The sequence below is a fragment of the Exiguobacterium sp. s130 genome (assembly GCF_018619055.1).
Taxonomy (GTDB): domain Bacteria; phylum Bacillota; class Bacilli; order Exiguobacteriales; family Exiguobacteriaceae; genus Exiguobacterium_A.
In genome coordinates this window covers 378639-395207 of sequence record NZ_JACSNI010000003.1, presented here as the reverse complement: position 1 = coordinate 395207, position 16569 = coordinate 378639, and the positions used below count along the sequence as shown (strand labels likewise).

Annotated in this window: 19 protein-coding genes; 8 read left to right on the top strand and 11 right to left on the bottom strand. The window is 45.9% G+C overall.

Going from position 1 to position 16569, the window contains the following annotated elements; translation table 11 throughout:
• Positions 1–17: 17 nt before the first annotated feature.
• On the bottom strand, positions 18–815 hold the full coding sequence (locus HZS85_RS09670) for a hypothetical protein (RefSeq protein WP_214855391.1): 798 nt from the start codon (positions 813–815) through the stop codon (positions 18–20).
• Positions 816–956: 141 nt separating this feature from the next.
• On the opposite strand from HZS85_RS09670, the gene HZS85_RS09665 reads away from it, so the two are divergent.
• The 3 genes from HZS85_RS09665 (at position 957) to HZS85_RS09655 (ending at position 3834) form a co-directional block, all read left to right on the top strand.
• On the top strand, positions 957–1397 hold the full coding sequence (locus HZS85_RS09665; RefSeq protein WP_214855389.1) for an RrF2 family transcriptional regulator: 441 nt from the start codon (positions 957–959) through the stop codon (positions 1395–1397).
• Between the two features lie 92 nt (positions 1398–1489).
• Positions 1490–2503, top strand: a complete 1014-nt coding sequence (locus HZS85_RS09660; RefSeq protein WP_214855387.1) for a hypothetical protein — start codon at positions 1490–1492, stop codon at positions 2501–2503.
• 26 nt (positions 2504–2529) lie between these two features.
• Complete coding sequence (locus tag HZS85_RS09655) at positions 2530–3834, top strand: VOC family protein (RefSeq protein ID WP_214855386.1); 1305 nt, start codon at positions 2530–2532, stop codon at positions 3832–3834.
• Positions 3835–3877: 43 nt separating this feature from the next.
• Here the strand turns inward: HZS85_RS09655 and HZS85_RS09650 are convergent, their stop codons facing one another.
• On the bottom strand, positions 3878–4201 hold the full coding sequence (locus HZS85_RS09650; RefSeq protein ID WP_023467783.1) for a hypothetical protein: 324 nt from the start codon (positions 4199–4201) through the stop codon (positions 3878–3880).
• Positions 4202–4292: 91 nt separating this feature from the next.
• On the opposite strand from HZS85_RS09650, the gene HZS85_RS09645 reads away from it, so the two are divergent.
• Complete coding sequence (locus HZS85_RS09645; protein ID WP_035408684.1) at positions 4293–4718, top strand: DUF2621 family protein; 426 nt, start codon at positions 4293–4295, stop codon at positions 4716–4718.
• A 42-nt stretch (positions 4719–4760) separates the two neighbouring features.
• Here the strand turns inward: HZS85_RS09645 and HZS85_RS09640 are convergent, their stop codons facing one another.
• The gene (locus HZS85_RS09640; protein WP_214855384.1) at positions 4761–5240 is read right to left on the bottom strand and encodes a CcdC family protein; all 480 of its coding nucleotides are present in this window, start codon (positions 5238–5240) and stop codon (positions 4761–4763) included.
• Between the two features lie 16 nt (positions 5241–5256).
• Positions 5257–5955: a cytochrome c biogenesis CcdA family protein gene (locus tag HZS85_RS09635; protein WP_035408688.1), complete on the bottom strand. Its 699-nt coding sequence runs from the start codon at positions 5953–5955 to the stop codon at positions 5257–5259.
• Between the two features lie 220 nt (positions 5956–6175).
• Here HZS85_RS09635 and HZS85_RS09630 point away from each other — a divergent pair, with 220 nt between their 5' ends.
• The 3 genes from HZS85_RS09630 to HZS85_RS09620 all read left to right on the top strand — a co-directional run bounded on the left by HZS85_RS09630 (position 6176) and on the right by HZS85_RS09620 (position 8070).
• Complete coding sequence (locus HZS85_RS09630) at positions 6176–6370, top strand: aspartyl-phosphate phosphatase Spo0E family protein (protein WP_023467779.1); 195 nt, start codon at positions 6176–6178, stop codon at positions 6368–6370.
• Between the two features lie 73 nt (positions 6371–6443).
• A complete protein-coding gene (locus HZS85_RS09625) occupies positions 6444–6863 on the top strand; it encodes a hypothetical protein (RefSeq protein ID WP_214855381.1) in 420 nt (139 codons plus the stop codon).
• A 304-nt stretch (positions 6864–7167) separates the two neighbouring features.
• The gene (locus tag HZS85_RS09620) at positions 7168–8070 is read left to right on the top strand and encodes an SH3 domain-containing protein (RefSeq protein ID WP_035408692.1); all 903 of its coding nucleotides are present in this window, start codon (positions 7168–7170) and stop codon (positions 8068–8070) included.
• Between the two features lie 59 nt (positions 8071–8129).
• Here the strand turns inward: HZS85_RS09620 and HZS85_RS09615 are convergent, their stop codons facing one another.
• The 7 genes from HZS85_RS09615 to yneA form a co-directional block, all read right to left on the bottom strand.
• Complete coding sequence (locus HZS85_RS09615) at positions 8130–9893, bottom strand: ABC transporter ATP-binding protein (RefSeq protein ID WP_035408695.1); 1764 nt, start codon at positions 9891–9893, stop codon at positions 8130–8132.
• Positions 9890–11641: an ABC transporter transmembrane domain-containing protein gene (locus HZS85_RS09610; protein ID WP_214855378.1), complete on the bottom strand. Its 1752-nt coding sequence runs from the start codon at positions 11639–11641 to the stop codon at positions 9890–9892. Before HZS85_RS09610 ends, HZS85_RS09615 begins: the two co-directional genes overlap by 4 nt.
• A 121-nt stretch (positions 11642–11762) precedes the next feature.
• The gene (locus HZS85_RS09605) at positions 11763–11993 is read right to left on the bottom strand and encodes a YneF family protein (RefSeq protein ID WP_012370001.1); all 231 of its coding nucleotides are present in this window, start codon (positions 11991–11993) and stop codon (positions 11763–11765) included.
• A gap of 123 nt (positions 11994–12116) precedes the next feature.
• Complete coding sequence (gene tkt / locus HZS85_RS09600) at positions 12117–14105, bottom strand: transketolase (protein ID WP_214855376.1); 1989 nt, start codon at positions 14103–14105, stop codon at positions 12117–12119.
• 300 nt (positions 14106–14405) lie between these two features.
• Complete coding sequence (locus HZS85_RS09595) at positions 14406–14642, bottom strand: DUF896 domain-containing protein (protein WP_035398122.1); 237 nt, start codon at positions 14640–14642, stop codon at positions 14406–14408.
• A gap of 113 nt (positions 14643–14755) precedes the next feature.
• The gene (locus HZS85_RS09590) at positions 14756–15409 is read right to left on the bottom strand and encodes a YneB family resolvase-like protein (protein WP_214855373.1); all 654 of its coding nucleotides are present in this window, start codon (positions 15407–15409) and stop codon (positions 14756–14758) included.
• A 45-nt stretch (positions 15410–15454) separates the two neighbouring features.
• Positions 15455–15742, bottom strand: a complete 288-nt coding sequence (yneA, locus tag HZS85_RS09585; protein WP_023467771.1) for a cell division suppressor protein YneA — start codon at positions 15740–15742, stop codon at positions 15455–15457.
• 211 nt (positions 15743–15953) lie between these two features.
• Here yneA and lexA point away from each other — a divergent pair, with 211 nt between their 5' ends.
• Positions 15954–16568, top strand: a complete 615-nt coding sequence (gene lexA / locus HZS85_RS09580) for a transcriptional repressor LexA (protein WP_023467770.1) — start codon at positions 15954–15956, stop codon at positions 16566–16568.
• Position 16569 lies beyond the last annotated feature (1 nt).

Below are 16569 nucleotides of genomic sequence, written 5' to 3'. Positions count from 1 at the left end.
ACACATCGCTTTTCTCGTTAAGATGGTAATTGATTTGCCGCTACGAACGGACCGAACAGGACCGGTAGCGGATCGAGTCGTTGCTGGATGTCTGCAATGAAGTTCGTCGATCCACTGACGAAGACGATCGGATCATTCGCTGTGATCATCGTCAGGAATTCCTGCATCTGCTGTTCCCATCCTTCTTGACGAATGTGGTGGACGATCATGCCTTTCGTTGTCAAGGAGAGGACATTTGCTAACATTCGTTCTGCCAGTTCTTCAGCTGAGACATGTAATAAGGTCGTTTTCCGACCGCTTAAGAGAGCATGCCTTGCTTCATCAATGACGGCTCCTAGATGATGTTCTTCTGCGATCAATAAGATATCTTGTTGCCGCCAATTTTCAGCACGGCGGTATTTACAAAAATGCCGACACGTATCGACAAGTTGATGATGGACGATGGACCATGCTTGAAGCAAAAGAGCATCTTCCTCAAGTGCATATTCAATCTGAACGGCTTTTAAAATTTCATGACTGATGATGTCCGGGTACGTCAGCAGAAACGATTTCGTCTGATTGATTTCGTTCAATAAAATCAATTTGAACAATTCACTCGATTCATGCTGATTGGTAATTTGGTTCAGTAATTGACTTAGGCGTAAAATCCGCAGAGCCCGAGTTCCTTCCTGAGCCCCCGCTTCTCGAAGCGCGCGCAATTCTTCTTCGTACGTCGCCTCGAGCGAGTCATAGAAGCGCGTCGCGATCCGCAATCCCTTTTGCTCCATCGATGGACCTAGCTGTTGCAAAAGGTGTAATGCCTGATCGAAATGCATAATTTAACCTACCTTTCACCATCCATTATGCGTGAATCCACTCTCAAAAACAATCTCTAAAATGCATCTTATTTTTTGCACATTGAAAGTTGTAAATGCTTGCGTCCCCCCCCTAGTATGTGTGTTAAGTAGGTGATGAAAATGCGCATGACACGTTATACGGATTACGCGATTCGGTCCCTGCTGTTCGCAGCAGCTCATCCCGATCGTTTAGTCCGAATCCAGGAAGTAGCGGATTGTTACGACATTTCTAAGAATCATTTGATGAAAGTAGTCTATCGTTTAGGACAGAGTGGTCTGATTGAATCTGTCCGTGGTCGTGGAGGTGGTTTTCGATTAGCGAGCCCTCCGGATGCAATTCATATCGGTGACGTCGTACAACTCTTTGAACCAACCGTTCATTTTCTCGATCCGCAAGAAGGTATTTATGAAGTTCCTTCGCTCGATCCGGCACGTGATGCTTTCGATGATGCCATTGCGGCGTTCCATCAAGTACTCAACAGTTATACAGTACACGATTTGCTACATCCGACAGCTAATACTCATCCCCAAATACTTGAAAAGATTCCGAACCGCGATTGAGCCGGTTCGGAATCTTTTTTTATTCCGTCCTCGCTCAATTGCGATTTCTCAAAACGCTCGTGGTATACTTATATAAGAAAGGAGGGGTACAGATGAACCCTCAAGAAGAACTCCATCTTTTATATCTTCGCTTAAAGGAAGAAGAACCCTCCGTTACACGCGGTGAGGCCTTATGGGCCATCTTTGAGGAAACAGCTAATGATTCACTCCGCTTCCTCTCCTTATGGACGTTTTCACAAAATCAATTTGATCTAGGACACTTCCGATCATTTCTCGTGTCCTTCACGCTCTTGATGGAATGGATCCGAAAAGACGAGATGACACTGACTCCAAAACAAGAACTTGATTTGTACTGGAACTATAAGTCCTATTTGATCTATATGGCAGAACAAGAAGACGTGACGGTATCGCTTCTCGAAGAAGATCTTGACCGATTCATCGATTTTTGTGACGCGCATGGATTCGCGCGCACACGCGACTATATTAGCTTCATGGTTTACAGCAAGCTCGGTGACGAGGAGCAAGCCGATCACTATTTATCGGAATGGGTCGACGCACCAAGCGACGAACTCAGTGATTGCCCATCCTGTGAAGCCTTCAGCCGGATGACATATGCAATCGAACGTGGATTCGAAGATCGCGCCTTACTTCTTTATGCGGCACTGCGACATGAACGCGGTTGTTCACGGATGCCAGATCAGGCTCATCCATACATCCTGCCATTATTCCTTAGTCGCAAAAAAGAACGTTTTGATTGGAGCGAACGCTTGATTGAAGAAGTCAAACGTGGTGAAACACTCTTTACCGGTGGCGATGAGCCCTATCATTTATATGCGAAGATGTATTACGACACAAACTATACCTGGTTGATGGAAGAGAAAAAACAATTGATTCCATTCTTAACCGATCGTGGATATCTCCAGTTCCTACTCGCTCACTATGCATTTGCCCATCGACAATCCCTTGGTGAGGAAGCGTCGTATCTCGCAGCGCTCTGGACGAACTTATATGAAATCGCTCAATCTCTTGATCGTCGGATCGAAGGTGTCTTCTACTTGAATCTCGTTGAGCGTGAACTGAAACGGATCACCCAGTTCGTTGCTTAAATCTCATTCGTAAAGGAAGTGTCTTCATGTTAGATCATGTCCAACTCGCTATGCCGAAAAATGAAGAAGATCGCGCCCGTGCATTTTATGCCGGGCTTTTACATATGAAGGAAGTCGATAAACCTGCTGGTGTTCAAAAAAGTGGTGGTGTTTGGTTCAAAGACCACGGTACAGCGCTTCACCTCGGCATCGAGGAGCCATTCTCTCCTGCCAAAAAAGCGCATCCCGGATTGACCGTCGCTACATTTGAAGAATTGAGTGATCGCTTGCAAGACGCCGGTTATCCCGTTGAGCATGATACACGACTTGCTCCGCGCCGTCGTTTCTTTACAACGGACCCATTCGGTAACCGATTGGAAATCATTTCCGCTCATCTTCCGACCTTAACGCCGAAGAAGCTGACAGATGGTTCTCATGTCCGTTTAGTCGCCCCCGCTTCGAGCCTCTCGACAGTCGAGCTGAAGATCATTGACGGTGCAATCGAGACACTCGAATCATTCGGATTACGCGTCTCAATCAGTCAACATGCGCGTGCTGTCAATCCGTTCGGCTCCAGTGATCCCGAGTTACGCGTTGCAGATCTCCACGCCGCGTTCGCTGATCCGAACGTCGATGCGATCCTTTGCGTTCGCGGTGGGTTCAGTACGAATGAACTCGTCGATTTACTCGATTATGAACTGATTCGGACGCATCCGAAGATTCTTTGTGGCTTCTCTGATATCACGGCGCTCAGTCACGCCATTTTGACGAATACAGGTTTAGTGACATACTCTGGACCAATGTTACGGGCTTTCCGTGATCGTGACGCCTATACGATTGATTATTTCAAACAAGTCTTATTCGCAACGGACCCGGTTACAATCAAGCCGTCGATTCATTGGCGGGATTCGGATCGCGGACATGTCATCACGTTACCGAACAAAGGACCGATACTCTTATCTCCGGGACAAGCGAGCGGTCGTCTGATCGGTGGAAATCTTTGCACCTTGAACCTCCTTCAAGGCACGTCGCACTTCCCTGATTTGCGGGATACCATCTTGTTCCTTGAAGACGATTACGAAGTCCACCCAGCGACGTTCGCCCGTGATTTCGCCTCTTTGATGGCGCAACCAGGCGCGGAGACAATTCGTGGGCTCGTCTTCGGACGGTTCCAACTCGCGACGAAGATGACGGAAGAACATCTGCGCTACTTGATTTCACTTTACCCATCACTAAAACAGATTCCGGTCCTTGCGAATGTCGATTTTGGACATACGAGTCCTTTGTTTACGTTCCCGATCGGTGGACAGGTTGACCTTCATGACGAGGTCATCCGACTTCATATTTCTTAAATATCAAAAGAAGGAGACGCGGCAATCCGCATCTCCTTCTTTTTTAATAGTCGAGCAATCTCGAAGCGTCGATTTGACGTTTCGACCCATCCGCGAACATCTCGAGTGTCGCAAAAATCTGGTCATTTGCCCATTCATAGTGAAGTAATGTGAAGTCTTCGAGTGTCGAGACCGTCTTGAACGTTTTCCCGACCGTAAACGCACGCTTCCGGCTCGCATCTTCTGCCGGAACGGTGACGAAGATGACTGTAATCTCCTCACCCTTTGTATCATAATAGAATTCAACGATCCGACCGTCCGCTGTTTCAGGTAAGACACCTTTACGGGGCTGTCCGGTCTCGTCCAATTGTACATATGGTTGCAGCATTTTTTCGCCTCACTTTCTCCGTCATTCATCATAGCACGTCCACCTGATTTATGCTAATCTATATTTGATGTGAAAGGGGGATGAGTCGCGCATGGAATGGTTCATGAACGGGATTCTGCTCTGGGGCTTTATCATGATTACACTCATGGCAATCGGCGGGTTTTTCATGTTCCGGAAGTTCCTCAAGAAGTTGCCGAAAGAAGACGGTAAATCGATGATGGACTGGGAAGATGAGTACATCGACAAGACACGACACCTTTGGACGGATGAGACGATGGAGTTATTGAACGCTCTCGTCATGCCGGTCCCATCGGCATTTCGTGATGTCGCACGCCGCAAGATTGCCGGGCGGATCGGACAGTTCGCACTCGAGGAACGGGCGACAGAGATGACATCTGAACTGGTCGTCAAAGGGTATATTTCTGCGACGCCGAAACGCGATCATAAATTCTTGAAAAAAGCTTTGACGGAGCACGCCATCGACTGGCGAGACTACGCATTATACTTCCAAAATTGAAGGATGCACGAAAAAACCGCCGAAGTCACCTTCAGCGGTTTTTTATTGGGGTAAATGTGCTACAGACACGGTGCCCGATTTCACCTTTTTGAATTTGAGATACATCGCGAAGCGCCACGGGGCAATCATACCGAAGGCGACGAGATAAAAGATCCCACCCGTCTCGAAGATGTCGATTTGCCCTCCGATAAAGAATTTCGCAATCGTCCGAATGAATAAGATGCCGAATAAGACGATGAAAAACGCTTTCGAACGTTGCAGATAAATCTGCCCTTCCGCTTCATAAAAATTGGATGTCTTGATCAAAAAGATACTGAAGATGGCTCCAATGAGCAACGCTTCTGCTACCTCCGTCCATGTCAGACGGGAAGCTGGGTATAAAAACTGTAGCATTCCCGTTGACATCGCAAACGGTGGGATCAAGATTTTTTTAGCGTTCGTCGGTTTTGCTGATGCCTTCACGCGAATAAAGCTGATCAGCAAACCCATGACGAGCGCTACCCCAGTTGATATCCAAATCATCCGATCACTTCCTTGATTAAAATCCTGTGAATCCGACGATGTCACTCATCCATGCCGCGAATTTACTGAGACCGTCAAAATACAGCATGACACCGAAGACCATCATCAAAGCTCCACCGAATTTCGTTAATTTCAGACTATACTGCACGAACAGACGCGAACGACCTACGAAAAATGCCATTAATAAGAAAGGAATCGAGAACCCAAGGACGTACGCGAGCATGTAGAACATACCTTGGCTCGGATTGGTCGCAGCTAATCCGATGACTCCTGCGAGAATCGGACCTGTACACGGTGTCCAACCAGCCGCAAAACCGATTCCGACGAGTACCGTTCCGACGTATCCCCCTTTTCGTTCCCCAAGATTCAGTTTCTTTTCACGCATCAAGAATGTCGGTTGCCATAACCCGACGAGAACGACACCGAACACGAAGATGACGAGTGCCCCGACCATCCGTAACGTATCCCGATATGTGATAAAGACATCTGCGAACAAGGATGTCGAGAGTCCGAGCACAGCGAAGACCATCGCAAATCCAACGAGGAAAGCTAACGTGTGAAACAGGGATCGCCTTTCCCGTACCCCTCGTTCCTTCAAATCTGTGACCGACACTCCTGTAATATAGGAGAGAAATACAGGATACAGCGGCAACGTACACGGAGAGACGAATGATAACAAACCGGCTCCGAACGCTAACCACAATGAGAGCTCCATATGAGCATCCCCTTTCTTTACTACTATAGAAGAAGTTCCTTCTCTATTTTGCCAAACTCCTCTGCATTTAGCACCTATTATCTCATAGAAAGTTGCAAAAGATTCGTGTCCGCCAAAATTACAAAAAAATTACATTTCGTCAATTTTACTGAAATCTCGTTGCACCCAGTAAATGGACTTGCTAGAATATGGATACGACACCAATGTAAGGGAGACCGCTATGACGACACAACAACTATTGACGTTAGCCATTGAAGCCAAACGTAGCGAATTATATCATCAAGCTGACCAGTCCAGCTTCACCTCCCCGCGTGTTTTGCAACTTAGCCATGAACTCGACGTCCTACTTTTAGAATATTCACGGACGGTCCAAAACTACACCATTCACGGTTCAAACGAACCGCTCTTATCCTAATGCACGATCTAGTCAGCATTCGAGTGCGAATGCTGACTTTTTTATGACTTCTTATTTCTGATGGAGGTGCTTTATGTCTGCTCTTACGTTCTTATCTAGTTCCCGTCCCTTTTATGTACCTGACGATCTTCCTCGATTATACGTAGATGAAGTCGAACCGCTTGAATATGTCTCCTTGAAGCAAGGACGATTCACGATGTCTTACCTTTATACGATTGATGGTGCTGATCAATGGGAGTTCATGATTTACTTAGAGCGTTATATTGAAGAAGGAGATGTCCTCGAATTACTCTACATTGAAAATCAAAATGACAGCATGCATGACCATCTACCGTCCGCTCCACTAGTAGAGCCGATTGACATCAATATTCAACAACGAACATACCAAACGATTCACGGCACGTTTCAGCTTTCCGCTAACGATTGGATGCAGGAATTGTACCATCGTTCCTATCTGACAGCGTTTGGTGTGACGACGATCGTCAAGTATTGATCTGCATATCACCTATTTCACTTTTTCATCACTAGACGATAAAAGGATGACATAGTTTCTATATTTAAGTCTTTTTCCTTTTAAATTGTTCGAATATTTCATCGAAAGTAAGTCAAAAGACCTATAAATGTCTATTTTTCATAATTAGTATGTCCTACCGATGACAAAAACCCTTCTTTTGCAATCTTCTTGTCATACAAGCTTAGTTTGTAACTCGAATGACATTGACCTGTAAACGCACAAGTCAGATTTGCCGTGTAAAGTAGGAACAGTAAACACAGCATATGTCAGGAGGACATCAATAATGAAAAAAGCAGTTTTCGCTGCCGGTCTTGCAGCAACAGCTCTATCAGTAGGATTTGCCCAAGAGACAGAGGCTGCCTCAGAAACGGTAACAGTAAATACACCAGTACTCAACGTACGCACAGCACCTACAACTGCATCAGCAGACGTAGGCAATGTATATAAAGGTCAAACATTAAATGTCGAAGGACGTTCTGGCGCATGGATCCAAACACACATTAACGGTCAAAAACGTTATGTCCATGGCGCGTATACGTCTGCAGCAGGCTCATTCGACTTTAAAAAAGCTACAGTTACTACGGCAGTATTAAATGTCCGCACACAACCAACGACAAGCTCGAAAGATGTCGGTAACCTCTACAAAGGTGAAAAAGTCAACGTAGAAGGTAAAGTCGGTGCATGGATCAAAACAACAATCGACGGTAAAACACGCTATGTACACAGTGCATATACAACACTCGGTAGCGTAGCGAAAGCACCAGCAGCTCAACCAGCTGCGAAGCCAGCGGCTCAACCGGCTGCGAAGCCAGCACCAAAAGCAGCAGCTCAACCAGCAACTGCAACAAAACAATCAACACCTGCAAAATCAGGTACAAAAGTGACGATGAACGTCAGTGCTTACACGAACGACCCATCTAACAATGGTAGCCAACTCTACAATGGTCGTGCGTTGACAGCAAGCGGTTATGACGTTACAAATACGATCACGTACAATGGTATGCGTATCGTAGCAGCTTCTTCGCAATATCCAATCGGTACACGTATGCACATCGAAGGCATTGGTGAAGCAATCGTACTCGACCGTGGTGGCGCAATCCAAGGTAACCGTCTTGATCTTCTCGTTGGTTCACAACAAGAAGCACTCAACTGGGGTCGCCAAAACGTCACAGTTACAGTCTACTAATCAAAATAAACAACCTGCCGGGCGAGATCGCCTGGCAGGCTTTTTTTATAGCTATTTTTTTAAGAGACCGTGACATGACCAGATTGCAGTTGATACATCTTCTTATACAGTCCATCTTGCGCGATCAATTCTTGATGGTTACCTTGCTCGATCACTTCCCCTTGATGCAATACAAGAATCAAATCAGCATCTTGAATCGTTGATAATCGGTGGGCAATGGCAATCGTCGTCCGACCCTCGCGCATCCGTTCGAGCGCCACTTGGACTTTTTCTTCCGTTTCCGTATCAATCGAACTTGTCGCTTCATCGAGAATCAGGATTTTCGGATCCCGTGCCATTGTGCGTGCGAAGGAAATCAACTGACGTTCTCCAGCGGAGAATGTCGCACCCCGCTCGGCGACGGGACTGTCATATTGCTGATCGAGTTGATTGATGAATCCGTCGGCTTGAACGAACTGCGCGGCCGCTTCAACACGATCAAAGGAAATCGAACTGTCGAACAATCGAATGTTATCCGCGACCGTACCCGTAAACAAAAATGAATCCTGCAGGACGAGTCCGACATGCTTCCGAAGTTCTTCCTCCGATAACTGCTCGAGCGGTTGACCATCGATCAAAATCCGACCCGATTGGTAAGCGTAAAATCGCATGAGGATGTTGATGATCGAACTTTTTCCGCTTCCCGTATGACCAACGAGGGCAATCGTCTGTCCTTTTTTCGCCTCGAATGAAATTCCTTTCAAAACATCTTTCTCTCCATCATAACTAAAGCGAACATCTTCAAAGACGATATGTCCTTCCGACACACGTGCATCCCCTTCGAGCTGTTTCGTTGGTTCCGGTTCATCCGTATCGAGCACCTTGAATACACGGTCTGCCGAGACGACAGCTTGTTGGAACTCAGACAATTGTTGCATGATTTGCTGAACCGGTTGGAAAATTCGCTCCATGTAGCTGATGAAGGCATAGACGACACCGACTTGGACCGTTTGTGAGAACGATAAGACACCGAAATACGTCACGAGTGTCGCAATCGAAATCGCCAGTAACAATTCGATGATGGGTCGTAGTAACCAGCTATCGAGCTTCAAGTTCTTATAACGTCCATTCTGGTGGGCGACGTTCGTCTCTTCGAATTCTGCCATTAGACGCTTTTCTTGGCGGAACTGCTGGATGATCGCCATCCCGTTGATCGATTCATTCAGTTGGGCATTGATTTTCGACAGTAAATCGCGGACTTCCGCGTAATACTTCGTCGAATACTTCCGGTAAATCCAAATGATGAAATAAAACAGTGGTAACAACAATAACGCAATCGTCGCGAGTCGCGGTTCTAACAGATAGAGGAAGATATATGTCCCAATCAACTGGACACCGCTTTGCACGAATGTCGATAAGACACCGATGTAAAGTTCTTTAATCGCTTCCGTATCGTTCGTGATCCGGGAGACGAGTACCCCAGCAGGCGTTCGATCAAAATAAGCGAGTCGTAAGTGCATGACGTGTCGGAATACATCGATACGCAAGCGTTGAATGACTTGTAAGGCAATCTTTTGGAACTCAAATGCTTGCAAGTAATCGACGATGATCCCTGTTGTATGCAATAACAAGTACGCCGTAAACAAAAGTGCAACTTCCTTTACCGGATACGTACCCGGTGCGACATATTCATCGATAAAAATCTTGACGAGATACGGTCCCCCGAGTTTTGCCGCTGTCGTAATGAACAGCAGGATGAAAGCGATGCTGACTTGCTTTTTGAACGGTTTGACGAAATCAAGCAATCGTTTCAGGACGGCTTTTTCATTGATATCATGATTCATTCAGAACGCCCTCCTTGTTCAACGAGTGATTCTAGTTGCTGGCGATCGTACGTCTCTTTATACCAACCGTCATGAGCGAGTAATTGCTCATGTGTTCCTCGCTCGATGATCCGACCGTCTTCAAGGACGATGATCTCATCGGTATGCGACACAGCCGATAATCGGTGGGCAACGATGATTTGCGCTTGATCGTGATCCGCCGTACGGAAGTGGTGGATGATCGCTTCTTCGGTTTTCGCATCGACCGCAGACAAGGCATCATCGAGTACTAAAATCGGACAATCCGCTAATAATGCTCGGGCAATCGAGATCCGTTGTTTTTGACCGCCAGATAACGTCACCCCACGCTCCCCGACCATCGTCGCGTACCCTTCCTTAAATCCAAGAATATCCTCATGGACTGCTGCAATACGTGCCGCTTCCATGATGTCTTCCATTGATGCATCCGGTTTTGCAAAGGCGATATTATCGGCAATCGACGCGGAGAATAAGAAATGATCCTGTGGAACGATCGCTACTTGACGACGGACGGTGTCACGCGTCAATTGTTTGATGTCTCGTCCACCAATCGTGATGGCGCCTTGTTTAACGTCATATTCACGCGATAACAAACGAACGAATGTCGATTTCCCGGCACCCGTCTTCCCGACGATTCCGAGCGATTTACCGGGCTTCAACGTCACATCGATCTCTTGAAGGACCGGTTGCGTGTCATAGATGAATCGTTTAATCCCGACATGAAGTTCTGATGATGAGACACTCGTTGCTGCTTCCTTCGCATCTTTAATTTCTGGTTCGATCGCAAGCATCCGTTCGATCCGGTCATAGGAAGCACGACCCCGTTCAACGATGTTGAACAACCAACCGAAGGCGAGCATTGGCCACGTCAATAAACCAAGATATGTAGTGAAGGAAACGATATCACCAATCCGGATTTCGCCTTGTCGTAACAAGTAGGCGCCATAGCCGACCGCAATGATATACGATAGACCGACTAATCCAAAAATCGTCGGATCAAACAGAGCATCAATTTTCGCCACACGACGATTCTTTTGAACGACGTCATCAGACAGATCGGTAAACGTCTGCACGTCGGATTCGACTTCCCCTGTTGCTTTTAAGACACGGACACCACTGATGCTCTCCGCGACCTTATCGTTCAAATCAGAGAACGCTTCTTGCGCGTCATGAAAACGGGAATGTAACATCTTACCGTAGCGTGACGTCAAATAGACCATCAGTGGCATTGGCAAAAGTGACACGAGTGTTAATTTCCAGCTGATCGTCGTGACCATCGTGATGATGACAAAGCTCCCCATCGTCACCGAGTCGACGAGCGTTAGAATGCCAGCCCCCGCTGTCATCGAAACAGCTTGTACATCGTTTGTCGCATGTGCCATCAAATCTCCGCTGCGATATTTCTTATAGAACGATTGATCCAAATCTGAAAAATGACCATACAGTTGACTGCGTAATAATCGCCCGAGGCGAATCGATGCACCGAAAATGTGAAAACGCCAAAAATAACGAATGAAATACGTCGCGACCCCGATGAGTAACAATGTACCAGCTAGACGAATCAAATCATTCTTCGTCAAGCTTCCTTCACTCAGACCATTGACTGTCGTTCCGATGACCTTTGGTGGAATAAGTTCTAACCCTGCCACAAAAATCAAACAGATGACCCCAAGACTATACGCTTTCCATTCTCGTCGGAAAAACCAACCGAGTTTCCTGAAGACTCCCATTCAAGTCTCCCCCCTTTTTTTAAATCCTATGATTATTTGAAATAGTCTCACATTTTAGATTAATTCTCTTTCTAAAAAATAGCAAATAAAAAGGAGACCATTTGGTCCCCTTTCGTACAGCTTATTTTTTAGGTGATTTCATTGAACCACTCATTGAACGCATCACTTGGTTGACTTTCTTTTGTGATGGCTTTTGACCCATTTGCATCATCAATGTCTTAATCATATCTTCGTTGATTGGTGGGTTTTGCTCCAAGTAGTTCATCATGTATCGACGAGCGATATAGAAACCAAGGGCGACACCTGCTACCAAGCAAAGAAGGGCAATTAAAATCCAAATCCATGTAGCCAAGTTGCTTCCTCCTCTAACTTAAAACGTCGCTTTTTACTATACTATAATTCCAATTGTTTGCATAGATGATAATAGATGAAAAACGAGTCCGACGTAAGATCGGACCCGTTTTTCCGGAAATGATTATCCGAGTTGCTTGACAGTCGCTAAAACGTTCTCAACAGACATGCCGTATTCTTTCAAGAGGAAGTCTCCAGGAGCAGATGCGCCGAAACGATCGATTCCGATGACTTGTCCTTCTGTACCTACATATTTGTACCAACCGAGTGAAGCCCCTGCTTCGATTGCTACACGTTTCGTGATGTGTTTTGGAAGAACCGATTCTTTGTACTCTGCTGATTGTGCTTCGAATACTTCCCATGATGGAAGTGAAACGACAGCTGCTGATTCACCAAGTTCTTTTTGTGCTTCGACAAGAAGGTGAACTTCTGAACCAGTACCGAGCAAGAGTGTATCAGCTTTCGTAACGTCACCAGCGATGACATAACCACCTTTTTCAGCACCTTCTGTCGTCGTACCTTCAAGTTCAGGAAGACCTTGACGTGTCAAGACGAGGAGTGTCGGTTTATCTTTTGCTTGAACTGCTGTTTTCCATGCTGCGATCGTCTCTTTTCCGTCTGCTGGACGGTAGATCGTGACGTTCGGCATTGCACGGAAGCTCATCAAGTGTTCGACTGGCTCGTGTGTTGGACCATCTTCACCGACAGCGATCGAGTCGTGCGTCAAGACGAAGATTGATGGAAGTCCCATTAATGCTGCTAAACGAACAGCTGGACGGAGGTAATCCGAGAAGACGAAGAATGTTGCACCGTAAGGGATGACGCCGCCGTGAAGTGCCATACCGTTGACAGCTGCTGCCATTGCGAATTCACGTACACCGAACCAGATATTACGACCGCTTGGGTCGATATCGAAGTCTGCTTCGCCTTTGAGCATCGTGTTGTTTGATCCTGCAAGGTCAGCTGAACCACCGAACAATGTCGGAACGTTCTTCGCGAGACCATTCAAGACTTCACCGCTTGTTTGACGCGTTGCTTTTTTCGACGACAAGTCGTATGTCGGAAGGTCTGCTTCCCAGTTGCTTGGCAATTCGTTTGCGATTGCGCGAACGAGTTCAGCATGCAATTCTGGGTGCGCTGCTTCGTATTGTTTCATCGTCTCGTTCCATGCGTCTTCTGCAGAAGCACCACGTTGGACGACCCGCTCGTCAAACAATGATTTGACTTCTTCAGGAACGTAGAACTCTTCGTGATCCCAAATGTAGCTTGCTTTCGTCAATTTGATTTCTGCTTCACCAAGTGGTGCACCGTGAGAAGCCGACTTCCCTGATTTGTTCGGTGAACCGAAACCGATGACTGTTTTGACTTCAATCAATGTCGGTTTTGTCGTCTCTGCTTGTGCCGCCGCGATTGCTTTCGAAATCGAATCGATATCCGTTCCGTCTTCTACACGAATGACTTGCCAGTTGTAAGCTTCGAAGCGTTTCTGGACGTTTTCAGAGAATGATTTATCGAGATCGCCATCAAGTGAAATATCGTTTGAATCATACAATACGACCAATTTACCAAGACCAAGGTGACCTGCGAGTGAAGCCGCTTCAGCTGAGACACCTTCCATTAAGTCTCCATCTCCACAAATTCCGTATGTGAAGTGATCAACGACGTTGAGATCGTCACGGTTGTATTTTGCTTCAAGATGACGTTCTGCCATCGCCATACCAACTGCCATCGCGATCCCTTGACCAAGTGGACCCGTTGTCGCATCTACACCAGCCGTGTGACGGTATTCCGGGTGACCTGGTGTTTTTGATCCCCATTGACGGAATGATTTAAGATCATCCATCGATAGATCATATCCCGATAGGTGGAGGAGTGAGTAGAGAAGCATCGAACCGTGTCCGGCTGAAAGTACAAAACGGTCGCGGTTGAACCATTCTGGATTTTTAGGGTTGTGGTTCATATGATCCGCCCAAAGCGAGAATGCCATCGGCGCTGCTCCCATTGGCATACCTGGGTGACCCGAGTTCGCCTTTTGTACGGCATCAATCGATAAGGTACGAATCGTATTAATTGCTAATTGTTCTACTGTCGTCATGTTCGTCAAAACAATCATCCTCTCTCTTTTTCACAAATTCCTACTCATTTTAGCATACTCTTAAATGTGATACAACTTTTCTAAATAGTATGTCACATTAAAATGAATGCGCTATCTATAGCCGTTCTATCGACTCATACAGGATGTCTGAATCGATGAATGTCCTCTATTAAGATGTATTGCTATCGTACAATGTTTCCTCACCTACTCACTCTAAACAAAAAAGATACTCGCTCTAAACAAAAAAGATACTCGCTCTAAACAAAAAAGAGGTCCGCTTGACGCGAGACCTCTTTCTTCTATAAAAGAAACGAACGATTATTGTTTATTCCGTTCTTCTTCTTGTGCTTGTTTCAATTTCTCAGGTGTTACGTCCGTTCCCTCTTCATCGACGATTTTCATACCCATGAGTTGGTTTTTGAACGATCCACGGAATGCTGCGAGATACGCTGCACGTAATTCTTTTTGCTCTGCCGTTTCCGCTTCCGATAACGGCTCAACTTTTGATTTATTCGCTAATGCATTGATTCGATCTAATTGTTCTTGTGATAACATGGAATCCCTCTTTCTTTATGACTCAAACTTGAGTTGTTCAATTGTATTCTTACTGTAAAAGAGCTTATAAAAAAAAGCAAGTTAACCGCGTCAGTCGACGGGTTACTTGCTTCTCATTCCGGGCTAGGTGTCAGTTCGCGGTATTCAAGATATCGACGATTGACCGTTGCTTTTGAAATATCATGCCCCATCCCCCGCAAGGTGATGGCGATATCAGAAAACGTCAATCCGAGTTCTCGAAGACGTACAATTTCTTCGATCGGTACGTCTTTTCGACTACGTCCTGCGTTCTCTCCTTGACGATTGAGATTTCGTTCCGGGCGAAAACCTTGTTCGACTGCTCGCCGCATGCCACGGGCGATTTTTGCATTATGCAGTTTCCGTTGGTATTCTTCCACGAGTGAGACGATCTCAAGGACCATCGCTTCTGCATCCGCAAGTTGATATTCTCCATCTGAATCAAGCGTCATCAAGCGGACCCCATGTTTTTTGAATGTATGCAAAATAGCGATTTTTGCATTCCCTCGACCAATCCGTGTATCATCTGTCACCAGGACCGCATCTACCGTATTGCGTGTCACATAATCAAGAACTGTTAGCATCCCTTCCCGATCAACATCATATCCACTCTCTTTTTCAGAGACGATGTCCACGACATCAAATCCCTTTTGAGAAGCAACCTTCGAAAGCTCCATCCGTTGGCGTTCAATCGAACTATCTTGTGCTTCTTTTTCGGTCGATACTCGACAATAAATCACGACCTTCATCGTACCTCACATCCCTGTTCGTTCTTTCACAACTTTTCCATTTTGTCATTGTTGTGCGATTGGTACAACGATTTTGCTTTTTGAGATGACATGTTTTGTCTCAACATCATTATTTTTGATCAACCAGTTGACGTATTCCTCATCTGACATCGAACCGTCATTGTAGACTTCAGCAATTTGTTCGACTGTAGCGTTCTCATCGACCGTAACGGAAGCCGTCATCAATTGCGCTACTTTTTCATCTGGGCGTGGTGTGAGTAAAAAGATCACGAAGGCAATACTTAATGCATAGAAGAGAATAGAAAAAGCATGAGTACGAATCGTATGAATCATCATGAATCCCTCCAAATATGAAATGAATGAGTTAGAATAAACGTTCGCGGAACAATTGTTCGCATAACTCATAATAAACACAGAACCTGTGTTCGGTCAACACAAAATGTCGAACAATTGTTTGTACGCTCATTTGTTCTATGTTATAGTGAATTTAGAAACATATATTCTTACATTTCAAAATTCAATCCAGAAAGAGGTGGCAATTCGTATGCGGAAAATGTCTAAGCGCCAACAAGAGATTCTCGACTACATCGTCTCTGAAGTGAAACTGAAGGGGTATCCACCATCAGTTCGTGAAATCGGAGAAGCAGTCGGACTCGCGTCTAGCTCGACGGTACACGGTCATTTGGATCGACTCGAGAAACGGGGAATGATTCGCCGTGACCCGACGAAACCACGTGCGATTGAGATATTGCTTGATAAGCCTGAAGAAATCACGGAAGCCATCGTTCATGTTCCCGTCATCGGGAAAGTCACAGCTGGTCTTCCGATTACAGCGATTGAAAACATCGAAGAACAATTCCCGCTTCCTGCACATTATGTAGGAAACGAAACGGTCTTCATGTTGACGATCGATGGGGAATCAATGATTAACGCAGGTATTCTTGACGGCGATCGTGTCATCGTACGCCAACAAAACACAGCAGAAAACGGAGAAATCGTCGTAGCTATGACCGAAGATAGCGAAGCGACGGTGAAACGGTTCTTCTTAGAAGATCAACAGGTACGTCTACAACCAGAAAATGACTCGATGGATCCGATGTATTTCGATAATGTCTCCATTCTTGGTAAGGTAATCGGCGTGTATCGGACGATTCATTGAC